The sequence below is a fragment of the Ruegeria sp. CJ6 genome (assembly GCF_056536665.1).
This window is the reverse complement of the sequence record NZ_JBQFQB010000004.1, coordinates 488,671-501,668: the sequence shown is the minus strand read 5'-3', so window position 1 is coordinate 501,668 and position 12,998 is coordinate 488,671. Positions and strand designations below refer to the sequence as shown.

The 12,998-nt window shown below is 56.7% G+C and carries 14 protein-coding genes; 11 read left to right on the top strand and 3 right to left on the bottom strand.

Going from position 1 to position 12,998, the window contains the following annotated elements:
- Positions 1 to 479 precede the first annotated feature (479 nt).
- From ACR0BT_RS14780 to ACR0BT_RS14760, 5 genes are all read left to right on the top strand, one after another.
- A complete protein-coding gene (locus tag ACR0BT_RS14780) occupies positions 480 to 1,229 on the top strand; it encodes a 5-oxoprolinase subunit B family protein (protein WP_480763484.1) in 750 nt (249 codons plus the stop codon).
- The gene (locus ACR0BT_RS14775; RefSeq protein ID WP_480763483.1) at positions 1,226 to 2,221 is read left to right on the top strand and encodes a 5-oxoprolinase subunit C family protein; all 996 of its coding nucleotides are present in this window, start codon (positions 1,226 to 1,228) and stop codon (positions 2,219 to 2,221) included. Before ACR0BT_RS14780 ends, ACR0BT_RS14775 begins: the two co-directional genes overlap by 4 nt.
- 12 nt (positions 2,222 to 2,233) lie before the next feature.
- The gene (locus ACR0BT_RS14770; RefSeq protein ID WP_170514124.1) at positions 2,234 to 2,995 is read left to right on the top strand and encodes a 5-oxoprolinase subunit PxpA; all 762 of its coding nucleotides are present in this window, start codon (positions 2,234 to 2,236) and stop codon (positions 2,993 to 2,995) included.
- Positions 2,996 to 3,201: 206 nt separating this feature from the next.
- A complete protein-coding gene (locus ACR0BT_RS14765; protein WP_170627318.1) occupies positions 3,202 to 3,987 on the top strand; it encodes a hypothetical protein in 786 nt (261 codons plus the stop codon).
- 164 nt (positions 3,988 to 4,151) lie between these two features.
- Positions 4,152 to 5,399 (top strand): hypothetical protein, encoded by a 1,248-nt coding sequence (locus ACR0BT_RS14760; RefSeq protein ID WP_223117608.1) that lies wholly within the window; start codon positions 4,152 to 4,154, stop codon positions 5,397 to 5,399.
- Positions 5,400 to 5,465: 66 nt separating this feature from the next.
- Here the strand turns inward: ACR0BT_RS14760 and ACR0BT_RS14755 are convergent, their stop codons facing one another.
- Positions 5,466 to 6,836: a D-alanyl-D-alanine carboxypeptidase family protein gene (locus ACR0BT_RS14755; RefSeq protein ID WP_170396050.1), complete on the bottom strand. Its 1,371-nt coding sequence runs from the start codon at positions 6,834 to 6,836 to the stop codon at positions 5,466 to 5,468.
- A gap of 281 nt (positions 6,837 to 7,117) precedes the next feature.
- Positions 7,118 to 7,819, bottom strand: coding sequence for an HAD family hydrolase (locus ACR0BT_RS14750; protein ID WP_170396048.1), 702 nt, complete (start codon positions 7,817 to 7,819; stop codon positions 7,118 to 7,120).
- Between the two features lie 94 nt (positions 7,820 to 7,913).
- Between ACR0BT_RS14750 and clpS the strand changes: the two genes are divergently transcribed.
- The 4 genes from clpS to hemF are packed head-to-tail and all read left to right on the top strand — an operon-like array spanning position 7,914 to position 10,955.
- Positions 7,914 to 8,255 carry an ATP-dependent Clp protease adapter ClpS gene (gene clpS / locus ACR0BT_RS14745; protein WP_170396046.1) on the top strand — a complete coding sequence of 114 codons (342 nt, stop codon included), beginning with the start codon at positions 7,914 to 7,916 and terminating at the stop codon, positions 8,253 to 8,255.
- A gap of 9 nt (positions 8,256 to 8,264) precedes the next feature.
- Positions 8,265 to 9,227, top strand: a complete 963-nt coding sequence (locus ACR0BT_RS14740; protein ID WP_480763482.1) for a class I SAM-dependent methyltransferase — start codon at positions 8,265 to 8,267, stop codon at positions 9,225 to 9,227.
- A 37-nt stretch (positions 9,228 to 9,264) separates the two neighbouring features.
- Complete coding sequence (locus ACR0BT_RS14735; protein WP_170408883.1) at positions 9,265 to 10,065, top strand: SDR family NAD(P)-dependent oxidoreductase; 801 nt, start codon at positions 9,265 to 9,267, stop codon at positions 10,063 to 10,065.
- 5 nt (positions 10,066 to 10,070) lie between these two features.
- The gene (hemF, locus tag ACR0BT_RS14730) at positions 10,071 to 10,955 is read left to right on the top strand and encodes an oxygen-dependent coproporphyrinogen oxidase (RefSeq protein WP_480763481.1); all 885 of its coding nucleotides are present in this window, start codon (positions 10,071 to 10,073) and stop codon (positions 10,953 to 10,955) included.
- Positions 10,956 to 10,958: 3 nt separating this feature from the next.
- Here hemF and ACR0BT_RS14725 read toward each other — a convergent pair whose 3' ends face one another.
- Entirely contained in the window at positions 10,959 to 11,375 is a 417-nt protein-coding gene (locus tag ACR0BT_RS14725) for a hypothetical protein (RefSeq protein WP_170396038.1), read from the bottom strand.
- Positions 11,376 to 11,563: 188 nt separating this feature from the next.
- On the opposite strand from ACR0BT_RS14725, the gene ACR0BT_RS14720 reads away from it, so the two are divergent.
- Positions 11,564 to 12,076, top strand: coding sequence for a toxin-activating lysine-acyltransferase (locus tag ACR0BT_RS14720; RefSeq protein ID WP_170408881.1), 513 nt, complete (start codon positions 11,564 to 11,566; stop codon positions 12,074 to 12,076).
- The gene (locus ACR0BT_RS14715) at positions 12,073 to 12,996 is read left to right on the top strand and encodes a Hint domain-containing protein (RefSeq protein WP_480763480.1); all 924 of its coding nucleotides are present in this window, start codon (positions 12,073 to 12,075) and stop codon (positions 12,994 to 12,996) included. The genes ACR0BT_RS14720 and ACR0BT_RS14715 overlap by 4 nt, the downstream gene beginning before the upstream one ends.
- Positions 12,997 to 12,998: the final 2 nt, after the last annotated feature.

The window sequence follows — 12,998 nt, the reverse complement described above, 5'->3', positions numbered from 1 at the left end:
CCCAATCAAAAACCTCAGATGCCCCCAGTCTCTCCCGAGCGTCTCCGCAGCTTCCACCGCGTCCCAGCACCTCAGCAGCGCCGGTGAAGGGCGTTCTATGCCTTACGCATTCAACGCGCAAGTGGAAAATTCAAGAATATCGCAAAAAACTTCAAATTCATTTTTTAAGAAATAGTTTCAAATAGTTGAGCGGCACTCACCTCATAGAAATCGGCGAAAATCATCCTTCAAGCACACCAGATATTCCGCCTAGGTATCAGTGCTTGTTGGTTCAAACCCAACATATAGTGAGAACACTACAGTCACCCACAAGACCATACCGACTCGACGGCAATCAGCGATTCATTTCCAATCCCGGAATCGCACCCGATATCGGCGGCGCCAGGCGCAATGCAAGTTGGCCTTACAGGGCCTTGCGCATTGTCTATGGATAGGCTCAGGTCTTTTCAAAGCAAACCCGATACGCCTGTGACCTTGATATGACGAATGACATTAAGTTTCCCTTGCTGCGAACCGTTGGATTTGACGGTCTGTTGGTGACCTTTGCGCAAACCATGTCCGAGCCGTCGAACCGCGCCGCCCTGGCGTTTCGGGGCGCAGTCGAGGCGCAGCAGATTGACGGCGTGCTTGAGACTTCGGCCTCGCTGGCATCTGCATTTATAAGGTTTGATCCATTAAGCCTGTCGCATCATGACATCGAAGAGTTGCTGCGGGCTATGCTGGTCAGTCGCGATTGGTACGCTGCACCTTTGCCTGCGGGGCGACGATTCTGGAAAGTGCCGACGGTCTACGGTTCCGATCTTGCGCCACAGCTAGAAGACGCGGCATTGGCAGCAGGGTTGTCACCAGCGGACGCTATTGATCGTCTCAGCCAATCGCGTGTGCGGGTTTTAACCATCGGATTTGCGCCGGGCCAACCTTATCTCGGGCCACTCGGACCCGAATTCAACATTCCACGCCTGAAAGAGCTGACGCCGATGGTACCTGAAGGGGCGTTGGTTTTGGCAATTTCGCAATTTGTCCTGTTCTCGGGGCCAACCCCAACCGGATGGCGTCATGTTGGACAAACCGCGTTTCGTTGCTTTCGTCCGGACATGGAGCAAAGTTTTGCCCTCAACCCCGGTGATGAGATGCAATTCATCTCAGTCTCGCGCGAGGAGCTTGAGGATATCCGTACAACCTGCACTGATGGCTCTGGTGGTGCGAGTTGCGAGGAGATCACGACATGACACTGATCGTCCATCGCATCGGCCCAGCTTGCACGGTTCAGGATCAAGGGCGCACCGGGTATCTGGATCAAGGCCTGTCGCGTTCGGGTGCCGCAGATATAGCGGCGCTTTATGAAGGGGCCGCGTTGCTTGGTAACACCCCAACGAGCGCCGCCCTCGAAATGGCGGGGATGGGTGGTGAGTTTGAGGCAACCGCACCAACCGCCATCGCGCTGACCGGCGCACCGATGCAGGCCAGTATCGATGGCAGCCCCGTCTTGTGGAATGCCTCGCATCAGATGGAGGCTGGGCAGCGGCTGGTAGTCGGGTCGGTGCTGCAGGGCAGTTACGGGTATCTGAATCTGGGTGGCGGGATCGGGACCGACGTGACGCTGGGCTCACGCGCGGCCCATCTGATCGCAAGGATCGGGCGTGCTATTCAAGCGGGTGATCAGCTGCCAGCGACGGAAACCGGCAAGACCGGCCTGAAGCTGCGTTCGGAGGATCGGTTTTCAGGTGGGACGTTGCGGGTTGTGGCCAGCTTTCAAACTGCACTGTTCGATGACGAGACGCTGGCACGGTTTACGCAAACGACATTCCGCCGCGGCGCCCGAGCCAACCGGATGGGCATGCAGCTGGATAGTGAAGGTGACGGCTTCGCGGCCAAGGGTCAGTTGAACATACTGTCCGAAGTCATAACCCCCGGCGATATACAGATGACCGGCACCGGTGCGCCCTTCATCCTACTGCCCGAGTGCCAGACCACCGGAGGTTACCCGCGCATCGCAACCGTTCTGCCCTGTGATCTGCCTCGTGCTGCACAGACCCCGGCGGGAGGCGAGGTGCGCTTCGAATTCGTAACACTGGAACAAGCCATCACGCTGCAAGCCGCATTTAAGGCCGACCTTGCCCGCCTGCCCGCCCGTGTTGAACCATTGGTCCGCGATCCGCATGACATCCCGGACCTCCTGTCCTACCAACTGATCAGCGGAATGATCTCTGCCACCGAATAAGGAATTATTGCGATGCCGAGCGTCGATCTGAATGCCGATATGGGCGAAAGCTTTGGCCCGTGGAAGATGGGTGATGATGAAAGCCTTCTGAAGATCATCACCTCGGCCAATATTGCCTGTGGCTTTCATGCGGGTGACCCTGATGTGATGGCCAAGACCATGGCTCTGGCAGCCCAGAACGGTGTGGGCATCGGTGCGCATCCCGGTTTTCCTGATCTGCAGGGATTTGGGCGTCGAAACATGAAAGTGCCCCATGACAGTTTGCGCAATCTGGTGCGTTATCAGCTTGGATCGGCAATCGGTATGGCCAAGGCGGTGGGCACCGAAGTACGTCACCTGAAATTGCACGGGGCGCTGGCCAACATGTGTTCGGTCGATATCGATATGGCGCGGGCCTGTTATCAGGGTGCATTGGACGTGGACCCGGACATCATCATCATGGTGTTGGCGGTCACCAAACAAGAAGAAGCGGTGCGCGAGCTGGGCTGCAAATGGGTGGGCGAGATTTTTGCCGACCGTGCCTATAATGACGATGGCACTTTGGTGGATCGGTCACTGCCGGGAGCCGTGATCCATGATCCGGCGCTGGCCGGACCACGTATTCTGGAAATGGTGAAGGAAGGCGCCATCATCACCAAATCCGGCAAACGCCTTGAGACCTCAATCGATACGATCTGCCTGCATGGTGATGGCCCGACGGCAGTTCAGATCGCGCACTCGGTGCGCGAGAACCTGATCGCGGGCGGAGTCGAGGTCACAAAATTCATCCGTTAGAGCGTCATGTTAATTACCTGAAACTGCGCTTATCCTTGATCGATCATTCGCCTGCTCGGATATATCCCAGCTTCAATGGCCGTGTTTAGATGCACAAGCATGCTATTTCATTCAGAAAGTGCGTTCTTACTTGCCCCCGCGAACATGACTACTAATGTTGACCAACATTCCCTGAATGTCCCAGATGCATTAAATCTTCGATCGAGGTGGCGGTGAAAACAGTTGGATTTCTGTGGCTTGGCAATGAACTGCCATGGTTCAACAAAGTCGCGATCAAAACATTTCAGGATATCGGGCATCCCGTAGAACTGTTCTGCGAGGAGTCGCTGCGCGAAACCGAGAGCGACCTTCCGCTCCGAGACTATCGGGAGGTTTTGGATTCGCAGATTCTGACCAAGCTTGGCACGACTCCTCGAGTGGCATCCGACATATTCAGGCTCATTCTAATGCGGGACACTAATTATATCTGGGCAGATTGCGATTGCGTGGCGCTTCAGCCCCTGCCGGATACGGATATCATTCTTGCCAGGGCGGACGCGGAATCGAAGCTATTGAACAACAATGTTCTGCGAGTCCCCTCGGAGTCTCAGGAATTGTCAGAACTGCTTGAGATTGCTCTGGACCCCGAGGCTATTCCCGATTGGGTTCCACCGCGCCGCGCCAAAAAGGCAAGACAATTCTCTGGCCGCGAACGCCGCGAAATTGTGACCAGCAGACAGACTACATTCGGGCCCGATCTTCTTAATCATGTTTTCCAGAAATCCGATAATATCGATAAAGCCTTCAGCCACGAGGTTTTCAATCCGATTGGGAACACCAAAGGCTACATGCTTTTCTCTGAAGGGATATCGATAGGCGACGTATCGACTCCCAAAACCTGTGTGACGCATTTCTATCAGGCCAATGTGAGACGTTTCTTTCACGCAAACGGACCACAGAAAGGCACAGTTCTTGGCGACTTAGCCTTCAAGTACGGGATTACTGCTGATTAGGCGTGCCCGACCCGAAGTTCACATTCGCACGTGTAAACCAAGCATTCCATCTGATGCTTCTCTGAACAGGCTGTTGCCCAAGCAAAGCTTTGCGCCTAGCATCGCGGCAAGTGCATGATCTGACTACCACAAATCCAAGCAACGCGCCGCAAGGAGGTGAGCCTATGTCTTTTGATCTGATGTCCTACCAGCCAAGGGGCGACAAGAAGAACTCGGACTTCTTCACCGAATATCTTCCCAGGATTTACGAGCGCCGCATCAGCTCGGGCATTGCGGATCAGGTCGGTGCGATGCGGGCCATTGTCATTCAAGTCGAGACAGATGCGCTGTTTGACACGCTGGTCGAGCTTTATGTGATGACCCCCTATCGCCACACCGCCAGCTATTTGGGACAGACACACAAGTTCTCGGTGATGCATTCACATGCCGATTATCCGGCGCTGATCCTGATGGCTCCGCTCAGCCCGGCATTCGAGGATTTCATCCCGCGTATCAATCGTATGTACCCGCTGGCGCGCGGTAAGCCGCAGACGCGATATGTAGGTGAGATTTACGGTGCCATCGACCTGAAGGCGCTGACTGGATCGCTGGAGGATCAGAATATTCGGTTCGAATATTCTGGGGACACCGAAAATCCGTTCTACACGCTGGAAGGATACCGCTTTACGACGCCATCGGATTTCACGTGCAATCGCGTCGGCTATTCCACGCTGGATTTCAACGACACAGACAGTTTGGGACTGGGTGACCGTGTGCTGTTGAGTGATGCGGAACAGGTCAAGCTGGATCAGGCCGCCGCTTTTGGGACCGAAAGCAATATCTCACCACTGATGCTGGGGATCGACCATCTGGCGACACGCATTCTGGCCGGGGAACGTGAGGACGCGATCCTCGAATTTCTGACCATGGTGCCTTATTACTTCTGGGGGGCGTACAACATCTTCGACATGAACTCGTCGACCAATGTGAATCGCAATGCCAATGTGGATGACGACAAGAAATCCCCTGCCAAGGTCTTTACTGCTAACAACACGCCGTCGTTCGTGAACTCTTTCGAGCAATTGCCGATGCCAACCGAGGATTTCGTGCGTAATTTCGGACGACGCTTGCACCACATGGCGGTTGAAATTCAGGACGGCGACCATGGCGCGGGTGAGAAAAATGTCGATTTCGTGGTCAACACTCTTAAAGACAAGGGCGTTCCGTTCCTGGCCCATGTGGTCGGGGAATGCAAAGATGATCCGAACCTGAAACAGATCTTCTCAAAGCACTCGAAACACACGCTGCTGATCACCGAATACATCGAACGTTGTCATCACTACGACGGTTTCTTCACCAAGGATAACGTTGCAGCCTTAACTGCGGCGGCCGGGCAAGATGAACAGTACAAGCACGGCCACGTCTTCGATTGATTTGCCATAAAAAATGGGCTGCGAGGTCATCGCAGCCCAGGCCCATCCAGGAGAGAATGCCGGGTCTTATGACGGCCCGATCATGAAACACGTGACATTGCGCGCCTGTAACCGACGACAGGCCAGATCAGCCTGCTCGCGGGTCATGCCCTGAAACGTCGCGTCAAACCCACGCGAGCTTTGGTTCACCTTACGCAAAGTGCCTTCCAAAGTGGTCATTTCCGACAGCGCAGTTTTCAACAGAACCTTCTCGGCCTCATACCGTGTGGTGTAGCGGCCAACATTGACGCCCCAAAGGTGACCGCCGGAAGTGGACAAGCGGGTCACAACTTCGGGTTCAGGCTCGGGCTGTTTGGCCGGTTCGACCGAGGCCAGCACAACGTTTTCGGAAGGCTTGGCGCCATCCGACGGTGCTATGTCTGCTGCTGCAATCGCAGCAGCGATACCGTCCTGAATCCGGGTGTTGTCTTTTTCAGCCGTTGCGGCGACCGACCCCGCGACCTGAACCGTTTCGCTCGCCACCGGGCGCAACACCGGGCGCAGGCTCTTTTTCGGCGGGCCCGCTTGGGCGACCACTTGTGCACTACCCAGACCTGCATTCCCTGCATAGGCCGGGCGGGCGGGCTTACGGATTGGCGCACGCGAGGGGGCACGGCGGAAACCCATATCCAAAAGCTCGGCCACCCGGGCGTTGCGCGATGCACCTGATTTGCCACCGAAGACGGTCGCGATGATACGTTCATCCTTGCGCTTGGCCGAAGCAACCAGATTAAACCCTGCAGCGCGGGTATAGCCGGTCTTGATCCCATCGGCGCCCCGATAGGCTGCCAAAAGGCGGCGGTTGGTGTTCGGTACAGTCTTGATCCCGGCATTCGTCGATTGGCGCGAGAACAGGTTGTAGTACTGCGGGTAATCATACAGCAGGTGACGGCCCAGCGTGGTCATATCCCGCGCGGTCGACAAATGCCCCGACTCGGTCAGACCATGGGCATTCTTGAAGGTGGTCCGGCTCATCCCCATCGCCTTGGCGGTGCGGGTCATGCGACGAGCAAACGCCGCCTCGGACCCGCTGAGGGCGATGCCGATCGCGGTTGCCGCGTCATTGGCGGATTTCACCGCCGCCGCCCGGATCAGATAGCGAAACGCGATTCGCTGCCCAGTGCGCAAACCCAGCTTCGAGGGCGGCTCAGCCGCTGCCGCCTTGGTGATGCGCACCTGAGTGTCCAACGTGATCTCACCATTCCGCACGGCCTCAAACGCAATATACAGCGTCATCATCTTGGTCAGAGATGCCGGATGCAACCGCGTGTCGGCATTGCGGGAATGCAGCACTTCTCCGGTGCGTGCGTCGATCACCATGGCCGCGTAAGGGGCCGCCATGCCCTGAAGTGGTGCAAATGAAAGCAGCCACAGAAATGCTATAAGTAATAAGCCCATTCGGGCCGGAACTGTCCGCCGAATCTGCACGATCTTTGCCTCTGTCTGCCTCGCGCCGCCGGGTTTTCCCGGTCAGCAATTTTTATTTTGATATTCTTCAGGCTAACACAGGGACGGGTTTAAAGAAACTGAAAGCTGCGTTTGAGTGGATCATATACACAGTCAGATTCACGCTACATATGGTGTTTCATGCGCGCCCGAACACCATACAGGCGATTGTGCCGAATTTCAGGCAAGCCGTGTCATCGAATTTTTTGTGACTGATGTCAAACGGCAACAGGTCAGGAAATCTGATCAATCAAAGCTGAAAGATCACCCAAATCCTTCAACTCGCGGAACCGTGGGTTGGAAGTTGGGACCTCGGCCTGCTCGACCTCCCATACCAACCCGTGCGGGACATGCACGCCCCAGCACCCGGCTTCGATTGGGGCCACCACGTCAGAACGCATCGAGTTTCCGATCATCATCGAAGCGTCGGGTCCATCACCGTACTGGTCAAAAATCATCGCATAGGTCGCCGCCGTTTTTTCGCTCACGATCTCGACGCCATCGAACAGCTCACCCAATCCGGATTGCGCCAGCTTGCGCTCCTGGTCGATCAGGTCGCCCTTGGTGATCAGCAGAACCTTATGCGTCTTGGCCACCGCCTCGATGGCCTCGCGCGCATGGGGGAGCAGTTCGATGGGATGTGCCAGCATCTCCTGCCCCGCTTCAACAAGTTGGCGGATGACGCGCGCCGGTACGCGATCTTCCGTCACCTCAATCGCTGTCTCGATCATCGACAGGGTAAAGCCCTTGATGCCATACCCATAGTGCTGGATGTTGCGCTTTTCGGCGGCAAGTAGACGTTCCATCAGGTGATCGTGATCGGCGTGATCGGCCAGCAATTCGGCAAAATATGCCTGAGTCAGCTGGAAGAAACGCTCGTTATGCCAAAGGGTATCGTCTGCATCGAACCCGATTGTTGTCAGCTTGTCCCGCATCGCATTTCCGTCCGGTTGCTCTTTTCTCTGGCCACCGTGACGTTATATAAGCCGGGAAACAATTCGTAGTGTTAATCGAGATTCTCTTACAGCAATGCGCAAACACCAGTGGATCATGTCTGAAAAGGACGACGAAGACGACGACACGTCGGTCCTGGTGCAAACGCGCCCCAAGACCAAGCGGCCGCCGCTGTATAAGGTGCTGTTGCTGAATGACGATTATACACCGATGGAGTTCGTAGTGCATGTGCTGGAACGGTTCTTCGGCATGACCCATGCGCAAGCGTTTGAAATCATGCTGACCGTCCACAAGAAAGGTGTCGCCGTGGTTGGCGTGTTCAGCCATGAGATTGCCGAGACCAAGGTCGGGCAAGTCATGGATTTTGCGCGCAGGCATCAGCACCCGCTGCAATGCACCATGGAACGCGAAGAATAACGCACGGCCATGTCCTCTCGCCTTGATCTAGCCCTGAACAGCGGGCTCAGCCTGTCGCAACCGCTGACTGTCTTGGCGCCCACCCCGGACCACGATTTGTCGGACCTTCCGCGCGAGGCGCAGATGGTGCAACCGTTCAAACCATTCCACGATCACTTTGCCACGCAGGGCTTTGTCGCTACGCCCAATAGTGACGCGCCTTGCCAGGATGCGGTCGTGTTTCTACCGCGCGCCAAGGCGCTGGCCCGGGCGCTGATCCATCAGGCCTGCAGCCGCGCCAGCGGGGTCATCGTGGTGGACGGGGCCAAAACCGATGGCGTCGACAGTTTGCTGAAAGACATCCGCAAGCGGGTCGCGATCGAGGGTCCAATCTCGAAGGCACATGGCAAGATTTTCTGGTTTCAGTCTGATGCGGACGCCTTTGCCGACTGGGCTGCGCCTGAAAACCAAATGGTTGACGGCTTCCATACCGCGCCCGGTGTGTTTTCCGCCGATGGTATCGATCCTGCCTCGGCCCTGCTGCTGAAGTCTCTGCCAACCAAGCGCGGCACGCGCATCGCTGATCTGGGTGCAGGTTGGGGCTTTCTGTCCGCCATGCTGATCGACGACACCTTGCGCAGCCTGCATCTGGTTGAGGCCGACCACACCGCCCTTACTTGTGCCCGCGCCAATGTCACCGACCCCCGTGCGCAGTTCCACTGGGCCGACGCCACCAAATGGAGCGCGCCCGAGCCGCTGGACATGGTGATCATGAATCCGCCCTTTCACACCTCGCGCAGCGCCGACCCGACATTGGGCCAGGGCTTTATCACCAGTGCTGCACGCAACCTCACCCGCAACGGTCAACTCTGGATGGTTGCAAATCGCCACCTGCCTTACGAGGCCACGCTGGCCGAGGCTTTCGACCGTGTTGACGAAGTGGCAGGAGACAACCGCTTCAAGGTTTTCCATGCCTCTCGCCCTCGGGGCTGAGGCCCGCTAACCTGCGCCAGAACTCAGGAGGATTCGCATGTCCTTTTCCATCGCGGGCAAGACCGCAATCGTCACCGGGGGTGCCAACGGCATCGGACTGGCCATCGGACGGCACTTTGCCGATGCAGGCGCCAATGTCATGTTCGCCGATATGGATGAAAAGCGCCTGTCCGATGAGCTGGGCGAACAGGCGGATGACAGCAACATCCGTTATTTCGCCGGTGACCTGCGTGAAAAGCTGACCATAGCCAATCTGCTTTCGGCCACGCTAGATGCGTTTGATCAGGTTGATATCCTGATCAATGGTGCGCGGCAGGTGATCCCGTCGGACCCGCTGGACACCGATGACGATTCCGTGCGCACATTGCTGAACCAGAACCTGATGCCCGCGCTGCGACTGAGCCAACTAGTGGCTAAGCGATTTATCAAACAGGCTGATGGAGACGATGAGAACCCTGCCGGGTCAATCATCAACCTGTCCTCGATTGCCGCACGCCGCACCCATCCCGATCTGATGGCCTATTCCGTTTCGACCGCTGCGCTGGATCAGATGACACGTTCGTTGGCGGTTGCACTTGCGCCCAGCCGCATTCGCGTAAACTCCATCGCACTAGGATCGGTCATGAGCGCCTCATTGCAGTCAACGCTGAAAGAAAACCGAGATTTCCGGGACGACATCGAAAAACATACTCCGCTTTCCCGGATTGCCGCTCCGAACGAACTGGTCGAAACCGCGCAATTTCTCGCGTCGGACGCTGCGGGCTTCATGACAGGCCAAATTCTAACCATTGACGGAGGCCGCACCCTGCTGGACCCTGTCGCAGCCCCGGCCCACTGATCCCAATGTTCGATAAAGAAAAAGCCACCGCCGCTGCCTGGTTCCGCCAGTTGCGAGATGACATCGTAACCGCCGTCGAAGCGTTGGAAGACAGCCACACCTCAGGCCCCTTCTCGGATTCTCAGCCGGGAAGGTTCGAAGTCAAAGAAACTAAACGGCAGTCTGACGATGGCTCCGACGCGGGCGGCGGGCTGATGTCGGTGATGCGCGGGGGCCGCGTGTTCGAGAAGGTGGGCGTTAATGTCTCAACCGTCTTTGGTACGCTGGGTGAGCGCGCGCAAAACGCGATGGCCGCGCGCAAGGGTATTCCGGGGATGAAGGACGACCCCCGGTTCTGGGCTTCGGGCATCAGCCTTGTGGCCCATATGCAGAACCCGCATGTGCCTGCGGTCCATATGAACACCCGGATGTTCTGGACCCCACATGCCTGGTGGTTCGGCGGCGGCTCCGACCTGAATCCCTGCATCGAATATGACGGCGACACCGCCCATTTCCACGCCACCCAAAAAGCGCATCTCGACCCGCACGGACCCGGCCACTACCCGCGCCTCAAAGATTGGGCTGACGAGTATTTTTATATCCCCCACCGAAAGCGCGCTCGGGGTGTCGGCGGGATCTTCATGGATGACTATTGCACCGGCGACTGGCAGGCGGATTTTGCGCTGACGCAGGACATCGGTCGCGCCTTCCTGCCCGCCTTTCTGCCTCTGGTCGAAAAACGCCGGGTGCAAAGCTTTGACGACGCGGACAAAAACACCCAGCTGGTGCATCGTGGGCTCTATGCCGAATACAATCTGGTTTATGACCGGGGCACCAAGTTTGGTCTGGAAACCGGGCACGACCCCGATGCTGTTCTGATGAGTCTGCCGCCCTTGGCCAAATGGGTCTGACCGCTAAAACCCCATATCGATGGAATTATCAAAGCAGTAGTTTTGCGCCGAAGCGGCGGACAGGTTCTCACCCACCCTGTTGACGGTCAAAGAATATCCCGGATTGGTATCCGCGCCGGGCGGTGGAGTTAGCGAAAACTGCACTGTGCGAACACCTTTCTCGTAAGCTTTGGAAACATAAATCCGCTGCGAGTTTGAAACTCCCAATGTGCGAACTGCATAATCCCCAATTCCACACCAATAGGTGACCGCGGCCGAGGATCCACCGACGGGCTTCACTTCGTAGGTTCCATCCTTTAGCGGCGTGATCTGGGTTCTGAACTGCGGTCTTAGTTTATAGCCAAAACCAACGCCCTGAGACTGCGCAATGGTGGGGGCCAGTATGATGGCTGTCAGAGAGAGGCATGTAAGAAAACGCATATAAAACACCCTATGAAAAACGCGATCACGGCTGAGACGACGTGGGACCAACCAGCCTATACGAATCAATATAGTCAAACCGGGCCTCAGGTCTAACTCAACCCGTAACACATCAACTTGAGTGAAAATTCTTTCTTTGAATATGTGGTGCGCTATGATCTCTGCATCAGCAGTTTCCAGAGTGGCCCGTGGAAAAGTCATTTCCCAAAGACTGGTTCGATCTTTCCGGTGAAAAATACGCCGACTTCGGTGCGTTATTTTATCTGGCTGCCCTGACCAAAACGCATCGTAACCGCAGTTTGGCGCAGGTTCTCTATGCGTTCGAAACGCCGCTGAGATTGGGCCAGTATCACATCTTCCGCCAAAACGGCTTTCCGCGCGGATTCGTGACATTTGCCGGTCTCAGCCCGGAAGCCGAATATCGCTATGCGGTGAAGGAAGAGCCGCTGAGAGATGTCGATTTCGCCAGTGGCTCATCCTTCTGGATCATCGATATGGTGGCACCCTTCGGCCAAACTCGTCAGATCGTCGACATGCTGAAACGGGACATCCCGCACCCACGCGTGCGCACCAATCGTCTCAGCAGCGACCTATCCACAAAACGTATCGTCGAATGGACACGCGATGACCAGCAACAGGTGCATATGCGCCTTTACCGCGATGCCGAATTTGCCAGAACGCTCGAGCAGGAAAACGGATGACTTCGGTTGTAACCATATCGGGCGATATCACGGGCGACGTGACCGGCTTTCCTCCGAATGTCGCCTCGGGTGACCTCGATGTCACCGCAACATCGGATTTCGGGACCTTCACCGGGGCCACCTGGGCAATCTCAGATCAACCGGATTTCGGCACCGCCTCAATAGATGCGAACGGCACATGGACCTATTCCGTCGACCCGGCCTTCTTCGATAGCCTCGATGACGGAGAAATCCAATTGGACTCGTTCGAGGTGACGGTCACCGCCAATTTCGCCAATGGTTTCTTCACCTTCAGTGGAACCCAGACCCAGATCATTGATATCACTATCGAAGGCGTATGCTTTACCGCAGGTACTCTGATTGAAACGGCGGAAGGCCAGCGCGCCATTGAGACCCTGAGCGTGGATGACGACGTGTTGACTGCCGATCACGGAATACAGCCGATCCGCTGGATCGAAAGCAGCCCCATGTCGCCCGAGCGGTTGCGCGCAAATCCTGCGATGCGCCCGGTGCGTGTGACCGCAGGCAGTCTGGGACCCGGTGTTCCATCCCGCGATTTGCTGGTGTCTCAACAGCATCGCCTCCTGATCCGCGGCCCCAAGGTCGAGATGCTGTTTGGCGCGCCCGAAGTGTTGGTCGCCGCCAAACATCTGTGCTCGTGGCCGGGAATAGATATTGATACCGGTGATGAGCCGGTCGAATACCTGCATATCCTGCTTGACAGGCACGAGATTTTGTTTGCCGAAGGAGCTCAGGCCGAAAGCCTGTTTCTGGGTGAAGAAACCCTCCACACGCTGTCTTCTGACGCGCTCCAGGAACTCGCCGAGATATTCCCCGAGCGCGCCTCGGACGAACATATCGGCTTCGGCCTTGCTGCGCGGCTGATCCTGCGCGAACATGAGGCGCGCGCGCTTGCCTAGGT